The sequence below is a fragment of the Flavobacterium humi genome (genome assembly GCF_004745595.1).
Lineage (GTDB): Bacteria > Bacteroidota > Bacteroidia > Flavobacteriales > Flavobacteriaceae > Flavobacterium > Flavobacterium humi.
In genome coordinates this window covers 93707-109164 of record NZ_SRLH01000002.1, presented here as the reverse complement: position 1 = coordinate 109164, position 15458 = coordinate 93707, and the positions used below count along the sequence as shown (strand labels likewise).

Here is a 15458-nt window from a genome sequence, read left to right as displayed (position 1 = left end):
CGGCATCGAACACCTCTAACAAATAAATTATAGTGAGATGAAAGCAAATACCATTTTAGAAACCATCGGGAACACACCGGTTGTCCAATTGAATAAACTATACGGAAACCGCAAAAATGTGTGGATTAAATTAGAAAAAAACAATCCGGGAAACAGCATCAAGGACAGGATCGCCCTGGCTATGATTGAAGATGCGGAACGCAAAGGAATACTAAACCCGGACAGTGTCATTGTCGAGCCTACTTCAGGAAATACAGGAATAGGGCTGGCTTTGGTCGCGGCTGTCAAAGGCTATAAGGTAATCCTGGTAATGCCGGAATCCATGAGTGTCGAAAGAAGGAAACTGATGGAAATTTACGGCGCCAAATTCGAACTTACCCCCCGTGAAAAAGGAATGAAAGGTGCTATTGAAAAGGCAAACGAACTGGTTTCCCAAATACCCAATGCCTGGTCACCGCAACAATTTGACAATCCTGCCAATGTTGAAGTACACGAAAGGACAACCGCACAGGAAATCATTGCAGATTTTCCGGAAGGGCTCGATTATATCATCACCGGAGTAGGAACCGGAGGCCATATCACCGGCGTAGCCAAAGTATTGAAAGCGAAATTCCCACAGCTCAAAGTGATTGCTGTCGAACCCGAATTGTCTCCGGTATTGAGCGGCGGTGCTCCCGGACCGCATCCGTTACAAGGGATTGGAGCAGGGTTTATTCCTTCCATCCTTCAAAACGAGCTGATTGATGAGGTAGTGCAGGTGGCCAAAGAGGAAGCCTTCGGGTATGCCCGTAAAATAGCCTCGGAAGAAGGCATCCTGGTAGGGATTTCTACAGGAGCGTCATTAGCAGCCGTGGCTAAAAAAATAACTCAAATCCCCGACGGGGCAACCATCCTGACCTTTAATTACGATACAGGGGAAAGGTATTTGTCTATCGAAGGATTGTTCGAATACGATACAATAGAAAATAATACGCTGGCCAGCAAATAAGCCATCGGAACAAATCACACGGTTTTTTCAAAAGGAAAGATTCGGGTGAGATAAAAAAACAACAAAATGAATATAGAAAACCAAGGAAAAGTAATATTAGCCGGAGCTGGTCCGGGAGATCCCGATTTAATAAGTGTCAAAGCACTCAAATACCTGCAAACCGCAGATGTCATTTTAACCGACAGATTGGTTTCGCCAGAAATGATTTCCAAAAATGCCCGAAAAGAGGCCTTGATACTGTATGTGGGCAAGCAATGTTCCAAAGGAATCCATACACCTCAGGAAGATATCAACCAGCTGATGGTCGAATTTGCAGGGCAAGGCCATCTGGTTTTACGGCTCAAAGGCGGCGATGCTTCCTTGTTCTCGAACGTTTTGGATGAGCTGCAGGTATTGAAAGCCCATGGTATCCCATACGAAATCATACCGGGGATTTCCGCGGCATTCGGAGCCGCCGCTTACACGGCCATTCCGTTAACAGCCAGAGAACATGCCCGTGGCGTACGCTTCCTGACATTGTTTGACCTGCATTCCGTGGCACCAAGCCAATGGAAAGACTGGGCCAAAACCGATGACACCCTGGTTTTCTATATGAGTGGGCAAAGATTGCAGCAACTGGCTGATTACCTGACTTTGAATGAAGTAGATGAGAACAAAGGAATTGCTGTAGTGCAACAAGCGACAACACCTTCTCAAAAGACTTCGGTTTTTTCTTTTAAGGATTTGAAAACCAAAGAACTGCCTTCGTTTGAGTACGTTCCGACTATCCTGATTGTAGGCCATGTCGTCCATCTGCACCAGCAATACAATTGGTACAAAGAACAGGCAATTACAGAATCTTATTTTGATAATCACATACTAAACATACAACATGCTAGCTGAAAACAAATTAACACTATTGAAAGACCTGGTCAGGCAGTATTCCCGCGATGAAATTATCTGGACCAAAGGCTATTTGGCCGGGATTTTAACACATCACGAAACACAGCCTGCCTTGGAAGCACCCATCGCAACAGTGACCATAAAACCCACCATTGTTTATGGTACCGAAACCGGGAATTCCAAAAAACTGGCCACCCAGTTGCAGGCATTGCTGAAGAAAAACAAAATCCAGTCAAAAGTGCTGGACGCTTTCCAATATCCTATCGAAAAGCTGGATAAGGAAGAATTGCTTATCATCATCATGAGTACCCAAGGCGAGGGCGATCCTCCTCAAAACGCCATAAAATTCTTCGATAACCTGAGCAATTCTTCTGCAGATTTGTCTAAAACCAAGTTTGCTGTCCTGGGCTTGGGCGATTCGTCCTATCCTTTGTTTTGCCGTGCCGGCGAAGCCATAGACGAGCAATTGACCCGTTTGGGAGGCCAAAGGATTGTGGCTTTCCAAAAAGCGGATGTTGATTACGGTCCTACGGCCGAAAATTGGTTCGATGCCATTTTGGCCACGCTCCAAAGTGCCGCGACAGAAGCACCCCTTGTACAGAAAACGCCTGAAAAAACAGTTTCAGGGAAGAAAACCTATACAGGGATTGTTACCCAAAAAGTAATCCTGAACGACAAAGGTTCGAACAAGGAAACGCACCATATCGAAATTACGGCTGATGATACGCTGGTCTATGAACCGGGAGACGCGATTGGTTTTTACCCCAAAAACAAAGAAGAGGAAATTACACAAATCCTTTCTTTTTTCGAAGCAGGAGCAAACGCAGCACTATTTTCAGGTAAAAATATCAGAGGATTGGGCAAAAAATCTCTCGAAGCTTTATCGCAATTGTTTCAAACGGAAATAACCGAAGAAAAAGCAGATTTGGCAGATCTTCTCCAAAAATACAAAAAGCCGGAAAGCCTTACCGCAGCAGCAGTTTCGGAAGTGCTTCATCCTATTGCGCCCAGGCTGTATTCTATATCTTCTGCCTTGGAAGCCCATGAAGAACAGGTGCATGCTACCGTTACCTTAAGCACATTTACCGTAAACGGAACGCGCAAAACGGGTTTGTGTTCCCAGTTCCTGGCTGATTTTCCAAAGGATGGCGAGATTGAATTTTACATTCACAAAAACCAGCATTTTAAATTGCCGGAAGCCGATGCGCCCATTATCATGATTGGCCCTGGAACGGGGATTGCGCCTTTCAGGAGTTTTTTGGCCCATCGTGATGCTACCGGAGCCGAAGGGAAAAACTGGCTGGTTTTCGGGGAGCAGCATTTTGTTTCCGATTTCTATTACCAAACCGAAATACAGGAATGGCTTTCCACAGGGGTTTTGACCAAACTGGATACGGCTTTCTCCCGTGACCAGAAAGAAAAAATATATGTCCAGGACCGGTTGAAAAAAAATGCAAAGGAATTGTACCAATGGATTGAAGACGGAGCCTACCTCTATGTTTGCGGGCAAAAGAACCCCATGAGCGCCGATGTTGAAAAAGCGCTGTTGGAAATTATCGAAACCGGGAAAAAGACAAGTGCGGCCGGAGCCAAAGAATATCTGGATGCCTTAGAAGCGGAAGGCCGCTATCAGAAAGACGTGTATTAAAAACGCCAAACCGTGGTCGACCACGTCCGGAACGTCAAATACCACGTCCTATAACGTGGTATATGGAGCCTTAAAGGTTATTCACAAATAAAACAAAGCAAAATGAGCGAAAAATTATCACCTATAGAAGCTATAAAAACGCAAAGCGACGGCTTAAGAGGGACCTTAAAAGAAAGTATAGATCTTGATAACCATACCGGGAATGTACGCCCGGATGACGAAACACTGGTAAAATTCCATGGGATGTATGTTCAGGATGACCGGGATAGAAGGGTAGAACGCGCCGAAAAAAAATTAGACAAACTGTACTCCTTCATGATCCGGCTGCGCATTCCAGGCGGTGTGATTAACGCAGACCAATGGCTTGCCACACATGATATTTCCGAAGAATACGGAACCGGAACACTAAAAATCACAACACGCCAGACAGTACAGCTGCACGGCCTGCTGAAGCATCAGTTGCGCCCGACGATCCAGGCGTTCAATACGGCAAAACTGGATTCGATTGCTGCCTGCGGAGACGTAAACCGTAACGTGATTGTGAGTTCCCATCCTCAAATCTCCCCGCTGCACCAGGAAATTTATCAATATGCCGATAAGATTTCTACATTGCTTTTGCCTAAAACACAATCGTATTATGAAGTTTTTGTAGATGGTGAAAAAATCTACGAGCGTTCCTCAGAAGCCGATCCTTTGTACCAGGACCGTTACCTGCCAAGGAAATTCAAGATTGCCATTGCGATCCCTCCTTCTAACGATGTGGATGTTTTTACCAATGATATCGGGTTGATTGCCATTGTTGAAAATAATCAGCTCAAAGGCTTTAATATCGCTGTTGGCGGCGGGTTGGCAACCACTCACGGTAATCCAAACACCTATGCCCGTTTGGGGTCTATTATCGGTTTTACCGATTCGGAAGAGAAGACCTTAAAAGCAGTGTATGAAATTTTAACCATACAAAGGGATTTTGGGAACCGCGTGGACCGGAAATTGTCCAGGATGAAATATACGGTCGATAAATTAACGGTAGAAGGTTTCAAAAAAGAACTCGAAAACCGCATCGGATTTGATTTGCTGCCGGAACAACCTTTCACTTTTACCGAAAGGAACGACCGTTTCGGATGGGAACAAAACCACGCCGGGAAATGGTTTTACACCCTTTTTGTGGAACATGGCGTCGTAAAACCGTACCAAAAGCAATTTTTATACGAACTGGCACAATTGAAGATTTCCAATTTTATCTTTTCCGGCAACCAAAACCTGATTTTAGGGGAAATTGAAGATAAGGATAAAGCCAAAGCAGATGCATTGCTCCACAAACATGAAATAGCCAAAAACGACAGCCAATTGCGCAAGAGTTCCATGGCTTGTGTGGCGTTGCCTACGTGTCCTTTGGCTTTGGCCGAAGCACAGCGCTACCTGCCCGAACTGGTGACCAAAATCGAACCAATCCTGGAAAAATACAGCTTGCAGGACGATGCCATTTCCATCCGGATGACAGGCTGCCCTAACGGCTGTGGGCGCCCTTATGTAGCCGAACTCGGGTTTATAGGCACTGGCCCGGGACAGTATAATTTTATGCTAGGCGGTGATCGTTTTGGCGAAAGGCTGAACAAATTATACAAAGAGAAACAAACGGAATCTCAAATCCTCAGTGAAGTAGATACCCTTTTGGAACAATATACCAAAGAACGGGCTGAAAACGAAACCTTTGGGGATTTCAGTTTCAGGAAATTCTTCAATTAAAAATACAAATGCACAATCGAAATGAAAAAAATAAATACGACAATACTCTTATTCTTCCTGTTTTTTGTCCACCAAAGGACAACTGCCCAGGACCAGATCATCCAGGTTACCGGAATAGTACACGATAAGGACCTGCACGAACCATTGCCGGGCGTAACGGTTTTAATCAAAGATTCTAAAATTGCGGAAATAACGAATGAAAAAGGGGAATTCCAGATCAAATCAAAAATCAGGTTTCCATTCACTTTGGTTTTTACAAGTGTAGGGTTTCAACCGAAAGAGTTTGAAGTCGTATCCCTCGACAATAAGATTTCCATCGAATTGAATACTGACAATACCTTACTGAGCGAAGTGGTGATTTCCGCTTCACGGGTCCAGGAAAAATGGCTGCAATCCCCGGTGTCTATCGAAAAAATAGACATCAAAGCCATCAAGGAAAGCCCTGCGCCTACTTTTTACGAATCCTTGGACAATATAAAAGGAGTGCAGCTGCTAACGTCAAGTTTAACGCTTAAAGTGCCTAATTCCAGAGGGTTTAACGTACCCAATAATTTCCGTTTCATGCAATTGGTTGATGGTGTCGATGTGCAGGCGGCAACTTTAGGGGTACCGCTAGGAAATGCCATCGGGCCTACGGAACTGGATATTCAAAGCATTGAAATCACCCCGGGAGCTGCTTCGGCATTATACGGAATGAATGCCATCAACGGTTTGGCCAGTTTGCAGACCAAAAGCCCGTTTCAGTACCAGGGATTAAGCATTTACCAAAGAACAGGGCTTAACCATATTGATGGGAAAGAACACGACCCTTCTTACCTGAGCGAAGTTGCCCTGCGGTACGCCAAAGCCTTCAATAACAAGCTGGCGTTTAAGGTCAATGCTTCTTACCTGAAGGGAACCGATTGGATTTCGAATAACCTGACAGATCAAAATCCTGCTTATTTAAAAACCGCCAACCCTAATTATGAGGAATTGTCAGGTGAAGCCAATCCCGCCGCGGATTTGTGGAACAATTACGGAGACGAACGAAATAACAGGGTAGCAGTCAAAGCAACCATTAATGGAACACAAAAAACATTCAACGTCTCCAAGACCGGGTATTTGGAGAAAGAATTGGTTACTCCGGAAATAAGCAATGTCAAGTTTGACGCCGGTGCTTACTATAAAATAAAGGACAATATCGAATTATCCTATGTTTACCGTTATGGCTTGATGGACGGTACGTTTCAGCGTGGTAATAAAATAAGGCTGGAAGACGCGACGGTCCAAAACCATAAATTGGAATTAAAAGGAAAAGATTTCCTGATAAAAGCGTATTCTTCCATAGAAAACATCGGGAAATCCTATAATTTAAAGCCGTTGGCCGATAACCTGGATTTGACCCATGCGTCCAACAATGACTGGAAAACAGTATTTCAGAATGCGCTTCAAACAGGAATCAACAACGGAATTCCTTTAGCGGAAGCTTTTGAAAATGCAAGAACCCAGGCAGACCAGGGCAGGGCGGAACCCGGCACACCCGAATTCGAAGCCTTAAAGAATACAATCATCGGGATCAACAATTGGGACCATGCCAACGGAGGCGTAGCAGGTGCTCCTTCTACAGGAGGTGCGTGGCTGAAGCAAAAATCAACGATGTACCATTTCGATTCCCAATACAACCTGACACAATATGTAAAATATTTTGACTTATTGGTCGGTTTTGATTACCGATTGTATTCGGTCATCCCGGACGGGAACAACTTTGTTGATTTTTCAAGGCCGATTGCCGAGCGCAATAGTGCTCTTCCTGACGGTTCTTTCGGTGAAAACCAGAAATATGAAAAATATGGAGGGTTTGCCCAGGCCACCAAAAAGATTTTTAACGATAAACTGAAAATAAATGCGTCTTTGCGAATTGACCGAAACCCGGAATTTGAAGCCAAGTTAAACCCGAGGATCGCTTTGGTGTACAGCCCGGCAGAGAACCATAATTTCAGGATTTCGTACCAAAACGGTTACCGTTTCCCATCCTTGTTTGAAGCTTTATCATTTGTAAATAACGGAAATGTGCGCAGGGTGGGCGGTTTGCCTAGGGTGAATGAAGGGATTGGTTTTTTGGAGAATTCCTATACGCTAACTTCAATCGATCAATTTACAGCTGCAGTAAATGCTGCAGTCGATGCCGGAATTCCTCAAAACCAGGCCGCTTTGAATAATCGTAATGTGCTGGTTGTTGCTAATTTGCCTCAAATGAAACCGGAAAGGATCAATTCCTTTGAAATCGGTTATAAAAGCATCTTGTCGAACAATTCCATTTCCATAGATTGGGACGCTTACCTGAATGTGTATGACGGGTTTTTAGGGCAAGTGGAAGTAGCTGTTCCCAAAACAGGCAAAGTTGGGACGGATGCTTCGGTACTAGACATGCTTACACGGAACAAACAGGACAGGTACAGGGTTTTTACCAACAGTATCAATACCAATAAAAGTTACGGATCGACTTTCGGGATCAAGTACGGCTTTTTTGAAAAATATACTATTGGTGCCAATGTGAGTTTCAATGACCTGATCAACAATAACAAATCGGATATTTTCATTACCGCTTTCAACACACCGAAATGGGTAACCAATATCACATTGGGCAACCGCGAGATTGTTAAAAATGTCGGTTTTAATATTGTGGGACGCTGGCAGGATAGCTTCTTATGGGAAAGTACGCTGGCCAATGGCGACATTCCGGCTTATTTTACGGCTGATGCACAAGTGAACGTAAAATTCCCGGCTTTTTACACCAACCTGAAAATCGGAGGGACAAATCTTTTAAACCATAACTATTACCAATATGCCGCAGGGCCTACTATTGGCGGATTGTATTATTTAGCAGTCACGTTTGACCTGGGCCAGGAGCAGAAAAAACAATAACCATGGAAAATACATTATTCCCGATATTCCTAAAAACCGAATCGGCCCGATTTCTAATTGTCGGGGGCGGAAAAGTGGGTTTGGAAAAAACGGAAACATTATTGCGGCAGAACCCTTTGGTAGCCATCAAGATCATTGCAAAAGAAATTTGCGGCGACCTTCGGCAATTGCTGCACAAAAGCCCTCACGTGGAATGGGAGGAACGTTCTTATAGGCACAATGACCTGGATGCCATCGATTTTATCATAATCGCTACCGAAAATGCCCTATTAAACAGAGAAATCAAGGAAAAAGCCAATCTGGAAGGAATTTTGGTAAATGCTGCCGACCAGCCTGATTTATGCGATTTTTACCTGGGTTCCATTGTGAATAAGGGCCATCTTAAAATTGCAATTTCGACCAATGGTAAGTCCCCGGTTTTGGCAAGACGCTTACGGGAGCATTTTGAAGAAGCCATTCCTGATACCATCAATCAAAGCATTGAAAACCTGAATACGTTCAGGGAACAGCACAAAGGGGACATCCAAACCAAGGTAAGCTCTCTTAATGAAGCGACTGCCTTGCTTTTGCAACGCAACAATCCTAAAAAAGAAGCGAAGAAATATAAAAGGCTGGCTTTTGAAATCGCGGCTGTTTTTTTAGCTGTTTTTTTCGGGTATGGCTTGTCTTCGATTGTTTCCGTACAGGACCTGGCAGGATACGCCAGGGAAATCCCGCCTGCTTTTTACGGCATGGTACTGGTTGGTTTTTTTGCCCAATTGGTAGACGGAGCGGTTGGTTTGGGATATGGAGTGACCTGCGCGACGAGCATGATGCTTTTTGGGATAAAATTGCCGGCCATCAGCGGAAGCATCCATACTGCAGAAATGTTTTCCAGCGGGATCAGCGGTTTTTCGCATTATAAATTCGGAAATGTAAATAAGAAGTTGTTGCTCTGGCTGGCCATTCCCGGTGTTATAGGAGCTGTTTTGGGCGCCTTGCTGCTGATTTATTTAGGGAACAAATACGAAACAATTACGTATGCTGTCCTGGCCACTTATACGATGATTATCGGTATCCGCCTGGTTAGTATCGCTTTTCGGAAAAAAATTGAAAAAAAGAAAATAAAAAACACCGGGATATTAGGGTTTTCGGGAGGGCTTTTGGATGCTTTCGGTGGAGGAGGCTGGGGCCCAATCGTAACCTCGACGCTTTTGGCAAAAGGAAGAAAGTCAAGCTATGTCATCGGGACGGTAAGCCTGGCAGAATTTTTTGTAACCTTGGCGGCTTCCATTACTTTTTTTGCTTCTTTGGGAGTCAGTAATTGGTATATTGTCCTGGGATTGATTGCCGGAGGGTCGCTCGCAGCACCATTGGCAGCAAAACTAGCCGGTAAGCTTCCGCATAAAACAGCGGTGCTTTTGGTTGCTTTCCTGGTTATCGTATTCAGTATCCGGATGTTGTTTAAAGTATTCTGAAAATAAAAAACTCCTTGGTTCTTGCCAAGGAGTTTTGTTTTCATAATTCATCCAAATCAAGGATAAAGAGATTTATAGCCGTTGCTCACGATATTGCTCCCCAGGCCGGAAAACGATACTGAAAACGAAGAATAGCTAAAACTTAAAGATCCGGTTGGCGTACACAAACCAAGTGCATACCTGCACTGGCCGTAGCTTCCGGTGTTTTTTGTTATTTTGCTTTCGCTTCTGGCAGAACCCAATGACATATTTCCCCAATCATTCACATCTGTATTGGAAACGGTCGAACCGGAATAGTATATCGTAATCTGGTAGCCTATTTCGCCTCGCTGCGAACCCCAGATCCAATCTGCTGTCCACCATTGCTTGTACCATCTTGAAGCTACTTTTGAAGTATTGTCTGAAGTTTGTATCGTTCCATTGGCATCCATCATAACTAATCCGCCAAGGATATTGTCCCAGATGATGCCTTCGTTTGTATAAAAACACAAAGTGGTCAATTGTTGCCCTTTATGGTTCCATGTGATCTGAAGGACATCGTCTCCGGCCTTTATATCATGAGTGGCAAGAGCTTTCAGGTTGTTTTGCGTGGAAGATAATTCTTTTCCCGTTTGCACATTTTGCATTTTTCCGATAATTACCGAAGCAGGATTTTTGATATTTCCCGAAGCAATCGCGCTTTCCGGGGCTGATACCAGGTTTTGAGCCATAAGAAGGCTTTTTTCGGAAGAAAGTTTCCCCAAAACGCTTACCTGTGTAATTTGCAAGCCGTTGTTGAGGTTTGCGGCAAGGTTTGCTTTGGAAAGAGCAAGCTGTTCCTGGACTTTTTGCGGCAAATCCTGTGATGTAGGCTGGATCAGTTCTTTTTTCAAACCATCGAATGATAATTTTTCGGTTGTGTTGCCACGGAATGTGTCTGCGCTGTCGTCCTGACAACTGTTGAAAGTGAGCACTAATGCTGCCAAAAGCAACTTGCAGAAGGTTACTGTTCTTGTTTTCATATTGAAATGGTTAAAATTAATATTGTAGTAAAAATAATACAAAAATATATTTAAATCACTATAAATGAAATTATTAACCATTTGGTAACTGCAGCCCATAAAAAAAGCCACCTCAATGGGCGGCTTTTAAAAATAGGTTTCTGGATTAGAATTTCAAGTTCACAACCAAGTCAAAGTTGTCTGAAATCGCTTTGTCTCCCAAGCCTTCGAAAAAGCTTCCTGATCCGTATTTGATATCGTATTTAGTTCTGTCTACAGATAATTTTGCCGTAGCATCGTTTTTGTTAACCGTGATATCGAATGTAATCGGTTTTGTAATTCCTTTGATAGTAAGGTCAGCATTTACAGTATATACGTTTTTTGCTTTTACACCGATAGATTTGAATACTAAAGTTGCAGTAGGATTAGCTTCAACACCGAAGAAATCGTCCGCTTTCAAGTGTCCGTCCAATTTTTCTTTTCCTTCACCGGCTTTTAAATCAGTAGTATTGATGGAAGTCATATCGACAGTAAAGTTACCACCGGCTAATTTTTTCCCGTTGAAGATTAAATTTCCTTCTTTTAGGTTGATGGTTCCCGAGTGCTGTCCTGTCATTTTTTTACCAACCCAGTTGATTTTGCTTTGTGCAACATCTACTTTCTTACTGGTTTGCGCTGTAGCTGACAACGTTCCTAAAGCTACTACTAATGCTAATGCAATTGATTTTAAATTTTTCATTGTTTTATTTGATTTTAGTTAATATTATAAATGGATAAATAATTCTTCTTTTGATTTTCTTACTTTTTTGTTGTGCTGAGTCGCATCTTCTTCATGACGGTATCCTACTGTAGCGATCAAAGACGCATTCAATCCTTTTTGTGCCAGGCCTAATATTTCATTCACTTTTTCAGGTTCGAAACCTTCCATCGGCGTGGCATCGATTTTTAATTCTGCGGCAGCGTTCAATAAGTTCCCAAGTGCCAGATACGTTTGTTTTGATGTCCAGATGTTTTGATCATCGTTAGGCAAGGTTGTTATTTTTGATTTCATAAAATCACCGTAACCTTGTATGTTTTCAACCGGAATACCTCTGGTTTCGGCAATATTTGCAATATAAGTGTCAATATCAGCATCTTCAACATTCACCATATTGGCAAAAATAAACAGATGGGAAGCATCCACAATTTGAGATTGCCCCCAAGCTGCCGGCTGGATTTTAGCCCTTACTTCCGGATCGTCCACAATGATCACTTTATACGGCTGCAAACCATATGAAGAGGAACTCAAGCGGATTGCTTCTTTTAAAGTATTCAAATCCTCAGGCGTAATTTTTTTTGAGCTGTCGAATTTTTTGGTGGCATAACGCCAATTTTGATGTTCTATAAATTTACTCATTTTTTTTTAGCTTCTGTATTTTTCTAATAAATCGTTTAACAATTCCAACTCTTCTGAAGTTAGTTTTTTAGCAAAATAATTTTCGTGGTCTTCTACTTTTGAATCAAGGTCGGAAAGAACTTCAAGGCCTTTTGAAGTAATCTGAATTTCCATTTTACGCCTGTTTTCCGGACAAACTTCGCGCGTGACCAATTCTTTCAAAAGCAACTTATCCACTAATCTGGTCGTATTGCTGGTCTTGGCGATCATCCGCTCCTGGATGACGCACATGTTGGCAGGTTTCCCTTTTTGCCCTCTTAGTATCCGCAATACATTATACTGTTCTGGCGATAAATCGAACGGTTTCAAGATCTCATTGAATTTATCACTGATTACGTTTTGGGCAAACATAATATTAAGCAATGTCCTTGTGGCATTGTCTAACGCTACGGTTGATTTTATCACGTCTTCAATTTTCATATTTGTAATTACCAAATTTGTAGGTACAAATGTAGTACGTTTTAATTACTTGTATATACAAATGTGTATTAAATTTTTGTTAATTTTTATGTATAGGCATTTAGATTGCCTAATTTTAAAAACCTAAAAAACGCATAATGAGGAAAGTTATTGTTTGGATCTACCTGATTGGTTTGAGTTCTTTTGCCCAGCAGAAAAAAGAGGCTAAAGTGTACCAAAGTAATGGCATCGAGGTAAAATCGTATGATTTCGATTCTTTTGAGCATTACCTGAAATATGATGACGACACTACTTATGTCATCAATTTCTGGGCTACATGGTGTGTTCCGTGCGTTAAGGAATTGCCTTTTTTTGAAGAGATCAATAAAAAGTATAAAAACGATAAAATAAAAGTAATCCTGGTGAGCCTTGACATGCCGAAAAAGGTTGAAACCAGCCTGATCCCGTTCCTGCTCAAAAAGAAAATGACGGCTGAGGTAGTCCTTCTGGATGACCCCGACGCGAATTCCTGGATTGAAAAAGTAGACAAGGATTGGAGCGGTGCCATCCCGGCGACTTACATCTACAATAAAAAAGGCCATGCGTTTTTTGAAAAGTCTTTTACTTTTGAGGAATTGGAAAAAGAAATTCTATCACTATCAAATAAATAACAGTATGAAAACAATCAAAATTGCTGCGTTTGTAATCCTTATCGGTTTGATGAGCGCTTTTACCTACGAAAAACCAGGCTCCGGATATCAGGTAGGGGATATCGCCACAGATTTCAGCCTGAAAAATGTGAATTCCAAAAATGTTTCCTTAAGTGACTTTAAGGATGCCAAAGGTTTTATTGTCGTTTTTACCTGCAACCACTGCCCGTATGCAAAAGCATATGAAGACAGGATTATGGCTTTGGATAAAAAATATAAAAACCTAGGGTATCCGGTCATTGCCATCAATCCTAATAATCCGGCCGTGCAAAGTGAGGACAGTTTTGACCTAATGCAGAAAAGAGCCAAGGAAAAAGGGTTTACCTTCCCGTATTTATTCGATGAAGGCCAAAAAATATACCCACAATACGGAGCTACGAAAACACCGCACGTTTATGTGCTTCAAAAAACAAAAGCCGGTAACCAGGTAAAATACATCGGGGCTATCGATGACAACTATTCGGATGAGAGCGCTGTAAAGACCAGATACGTCGAAAATGCGGTAAATGCCTTACTTAAAAATGAAGATGTGCCCGTAAAAATGACCAAAGCTATTGGATGTTCCATTAAAGCGTAGTATTTTTGAAATATTAAATACGAAAAGCAATGAATTTAACACAAGAAGATTGGTGGGAAAAACTCCAGGCTGATGAAAACGCAGTGATTTTGGACGTTCGTACAGAAGACGAATGGAATGACGGAATTATCCCGAACGCCATCAATATAGATATTTATAAAGGACAGGGTTTCATTTACCAGGTGGAAGAACTGGATAAATCCAAAAATTATTATGTGTATTGCAAAGCAGGCGGAAGAAGTGCCCAGGCGTGCAATATCATGAACCAGATGGGTTTTGAGACGACCTATAATTTAATGGGCGGTTTCTCCGAATGGGGCGGACCGGTCGATATGCCGAAAGTATAAACAAAAAGAGAAGCAATTACGCTTCTCTTTTTTTGTTTTATATTTTTTATTCGATGATAGTAATGCCGTTGCAGAATTCATCAATATATTCCTGGTATTGTTTGAGGCCTTCCTGCTGCACTCCGAAATGGACTTCCATCGAACCGCCTTTTCCATTGTAAATAAACCCTTGGTACGCATACCAGAACCCTTGGTATTCGAGATTGAGTTCGAAGTAATGGACTTTCATCCCGTTGATCTTTTTGTCGTATAGTTTCAGGTCTTTCATTTTCCCCAGATCCTTAAACTGTTCTTTGATAGTAGCTTTCAAATCCTTTTCCGCCAGGTAATAATCGTATTCGATAAAATAGGCGGCCAATAAATTGTAAGTGTCATGGAAATCAGCATCCCATTTGGTTTCGCCTTCCTCTTTTTGCCAATGTTTCTTGTTGTATTTTATCTGATAAATCCCTTTTCGGCTAATGTGGGTAAGCATATCAGGATTATTGGCATTGGTTTTGTCCTGTCCGAATGCCATGGCGCCGGAAAACAGGAAAAGGAATAAAAATTTTTGTAACACGATTGTTTTTTTTGATGTTGAAAAGAAAATATTATACAGTTCGCTGCACTACTTCAAATATGGTTCCATCTTCGCATTTTAATGTTTTCGAAGGGAATTTCATCAGCAAGGCATAATCGTGCGTTGCCATAATGATCGTTTTGCCGTTTTGGTTGATTTTTCTTAGGACATCCAGTACTTCAACACTTGTTTGAGGATCTAAATTTCCTGTAGGTTCATCGGCAAGAATCAATTCCGGGTCGTTTAGCAATGCCCTGGCAATGGCTACACGTTGCTGTTCCCCACCGGATAATTGGTGCGGCATTTTGCCCGTCAGGTTTTTCATGCCTACTTTATCCAATACGTCATCGATTTTCTCCTGCATTTCTCCTGCATCGGTCCAGCCGGTGGCTTTAAGCACAAAAAGCATGTTTTCGTTTACGCTCCTGTCCGGCAATAATTTGAAATCCTGGAAAACGATTCCTATTTTCCTTCTCAGGAAAGGGATATCGTCGTCTATCAGCCCGTTCAGGTCGTAATCGACAATCGTTCCTTCGCCATCGGTCAAAGGCAAATCGGCATAAAGCGTTTTCATAAAACTACTTTTCCCGGTACCGGTTTTCCCGATAATATACAAAAATTCACCCGGATTTACATTCAGGTTTACATTGGATAATATTTTGTTTCCTTCTTGATATATAGTGACGTCCTGTAACGATAAAATGGTTTTCGACATGATTTGATTATTTATTTCGTAAAAGTAATAAGTTAACTTTCTTATTCAAAATAAAATTGTACCCATATTCAAAAAAGGGATACTAAACGTGTTTTTTCCTCGTTTTAAGAA

The 15458-nt window shown here is 42.1% G+C and carries 15 protein-coding genes; 9 read left to right on the top strand and 6 right to left on the bottom strand.

Features of this window, described 5'->3' with window-relative positions:
* The first annotated feature begins 37 nt into the window (after positions 1-37).
* From cysK to E4635_RS03385, 6 genes are all read left to right on the top strand, one after another.
* Positions 38-988, top strand: a complete 951-nt coding sequence (gene cysK, locus E4635_RS03410; RefSeq protein ID WP_135525222.1) for a cysteine synthase A — start codon at positions 38-40, stop codon at positions 986-988.
* Between the two features lie 66 nt (positions 989-1054).
* On the top strand, positions 1055-1870 hold the full coding sequence (gene cobA, locus E4635_RS03405; RefSeq protein WP_135525221.1) for a uroporphyrinogen-III C-methyltransferase: 816 nt from the start codon (positions 1055-1057) through the stop codon (positions 1868-1870).
* Positions 1860-3518: a diflavin oxidoreductase gene (locus tag E4635_RS03400; protein WP_135525220.1), complete on the top strand. Its 1659-nt coding sequence runs from the start codon at positions 1860-1862 to the stop codon at positions 3516-3518. The genes cobA and E4635_RS03400 overlap by 11 nt, the downstream gene beginning before the upstream one ends.
* A gap of 102 nt (positions 3519-3620) precedes the next feature.
* Positions 3621-5264 carry an NADPH-dependent assimilatory sulfite reductase hemoprotein subunit gene (locus tag E4635_RS03395; protein WP_135525219.1) on the top strand — a complete coding sequence of 548 codons (1644 nt, stop codon included), beginning with the start codon at positions 3621-3623 and terminating at the stop codon, positions 5262-5264.
* A 21-nt stretch (positions 5265-5285) separates the two neighbouring features.
* Positions 5286-8168 (top strand): TonB-dependent receptor, encoded by a 2883-nt coding sequence (locus tag E4635_RS03390; RefSeq protein WP_135525218.1) that lies wholly within the window; start codon positions 5286-5288, stop codon positions 8166-8168.
* Positions 8169-8170: 2 nt separating this feature from the next.
* The gene (locus tag E4635_RS03385) at positions 8171-9625 is read left to right on the top strand and encodes a TSUP family transporter (protein ID WP_135525217.1); all 1455 of its coding nucleotides are present in this window, start codon (positions 8171-8173) and stop codon (positions 9623-9625) included.
* Positions 9626-9681: 56 nt separating this feature from the next.
* Here E4635_RS03385 and E4635_RS03380 read toward each other — a convergent pair whose 3' ends face one another.
* From E4635_RS03380 to E4635_RS03365, 4 genes are all read right to left on the bottom strand, one after another.
* Complete coding sequence (locus tag E4635_RS03380) at positions 9682-10626, bottom strand: hypothetical protein (protein ID WP_135525216.1); 945 nt, start codon at positions 10624-10626, stop codon at positions 9682-9684.
* 145 nt (positions 10627-10771) lie between these two features.
* On the bottom strand, positions 10772-11344 hold the full coding sequence (locus E4635_RS03375) for a YceI family protein (protein ID WP_135525215.1): 573 nt from the start codon (positions 11342-11344) through the stop codon (positions 10772-10774).
* A gap of 24 nt (positions 11345-11368) precedes the next feature.
* Positions 11369-12001: an NAD(P)H-dependent oxidoreductase gene (locus E4635_RS03370; protein WP_135525214.1), complete on the bottom strand. Its 633-nt coding sequence runs from the start codon at positions 11999-12001 to the stop codon at positions 11369-11371.
* Between the two features lie 6 nt (positions 12002-12007).
* The gene (locus tag E4635_RS03365) at positions 12008-12460 is read right to left on the bottom strand and encodes a MarR family winged helix-turn-helix transcriptional regulator (RefSeq protein WP_135525213.1); all 453 of its coding nucleotides are present in this window, start codon (positions 12458-12460) and stop codon (positions 12008-12010) included.
* A gap of 137 nt (positions 12461-12597) precedes the next feature.
* On the opposite strand from E4635_RS03365, the gene E4635_RS03360 reads away from it, so the two are divergent.
* Genes E4635_RS03360 through E4635_RS03350 form a run of 3 tightly spaced genes read left to right on the top strand, consistent with a single transcriptional unit; the run spans position 12598 to position 14073 of the window.
* Positions 12598-13110, top strand: a complete 513-nt coding sequence (locus E4635_RS03360) for a TlpA family protein disulfide reductase (protein WP_135525212.1) — start codon at positions 12598-12600, stop codon at positions 13108-13110.
* Between the two features lie 4 nt (positions 13111-13114).
* Positions 13115-13726 carry a thioredoxin family protein gene (locus tag E4635_RS03355; protein WP_135525211.1) on the top strand — a complete coding sequence of 204 codons (612 nt, stop codon included), beginning with the start codon at positions 13115-13117 and terminating at the stop codon, positions 13724-13726.
* Positions 13727-13755: 29 nt separating this feature from the next.
* A complete protein-coding gene (locus E4635_RS03350) occupies positions 13756-14073 on the top strand; it encodes a rhodanese-like domain-containing protein (protein ID WP_135525210.1) in 318 nt (105 codons plus the stop codon).
* A 46-nt stretch (positions 14074-14119) separates the two neighbouring features.
* Here E4635_RS03350 and E4635_RS03345 read toward each other — a convergent pair whose 3' ends face one another.
* Positions 14120-14632 carry a hypothetical protein gene (locus E4635_RS03345; protein ID WP_246020664.1) on the bottom strand — a complete coding sequence of 171 codons (513 nt, stop codon included), beginning with the start codon at positions 14630-14632 and terminating at the stop codon, positions 14120-14122.
* A gap of 31 nt (positions 14633-14663) precedes the next feature.
* Entirely contained in the window at positions 14664-15347 is a 684-nt protein-coding gene (locus E4635_RS03340) for a cell division ATP-binding protein FtsE (RefSeq protein ID WP_135525209.1), read from the bottom strand.
* Positions 15348-15458: the final 111 nt, after the last annotated feature.

Excerpts from the sequence above, each read along its gene's own strand:
- cysK (WP_135525222.1), top strand. The coding sequence starts at position 38 with ATGAAAGCAAATACCATTTTAGAAACCATCGGGAACACACCGGTTGTC.
- cobA (WP_135525221.1), top strand. The coding sequence starts at position 1,055 with ATGAATATAGAAAACCAAGGAAAAGTAATATTAGCCGGAGCTGGTCCG.
- E4635_RS03400 (WP_135525220.1), top strand. The coding sequence starts at position 1,860 with ATGCTAGCTGAAAACAAATTAACACTATTGAAAGACCTGGTCAGGCAG.
- E4635_RS03395 (WP_135525219.1), top strand. The coding sequence starts at position 3,621 with ATGAGCGAAAAATTATCACCTATAGAAGCTATAAAAACGCAAAGCGAC.
- E4635_RS03390 (WP_135525218.1), top strand. The coding sequence starts at position 5,286 with ATGAAAAAAATAAATACGACAATACTCTTATTCTTCCTGTTTTTTGTC.
- E4635_RS03385 (WP_135525217.1), top strand. The coding sequence starts at position 8,171 with ATGGAAAATACATTATTCCCGATATTCCTAAAAACCGAATCGGCCCGA.
- E4635_RS03380 (WP_135525216.1), bottom strand. The coding sequence starts at position 10,626 with ATGAAAACAAGAACAGTAACCTTCTGCAAGTTGCTTTTGGCAGCATTA.
- E4635_RS03375 (WP_135525215.1), bottom strand. The coding sequence starts at position 11,344 with ATGAAAAATTTAAAATCAATTGCATTAGCATTAGTAGTAGCTTTAGGA.
- E4635_RS03370 (WP_135525214.1), bottom strand. The coding sequence starts at position 12,001 with ATGAGTAAATTTATAGAACATCAAAATTGGCGTTATGCCACCAAAAAA.
- E4635_RS03365 (WP_135525213.1), bottom strand. The coding sequence starts at position 12,460 with ATGAAAATTGAAGACGTGATAAAATCAACCGTAGCGTTAGACAATGCC.
- E4635_RS03360 (WP_135525212.1), top strand. The coding sequence starts at position 12,598 with ATGAGGAAAGTTATTGTTTGGATCTACCTGATTGGTTTGAGTTCTTTT.
- E4635_RS03355 (WP_135525211.1), top strand. The coding sequence starts at position 13,115 with ATGAAAACAATCAAAATTGCTGCGTTTGTAATCCTTATCGGTTTGATG.
- E4635_RS03350 (WP_135525210.1), top strand. The coding sequence starts at position 13,756 with ATGAATTTAACACAAGAAGATTGGTGGGAAAAACTCCAGGCTGATGAA.
- E4635_RS03340 (WP_135525209.1), bottom strand. The coding sequence starts at position 15,347 with ATGTCGAAAACCATTTTATCGTTACAGGACGTCACTATATATCAAGAA.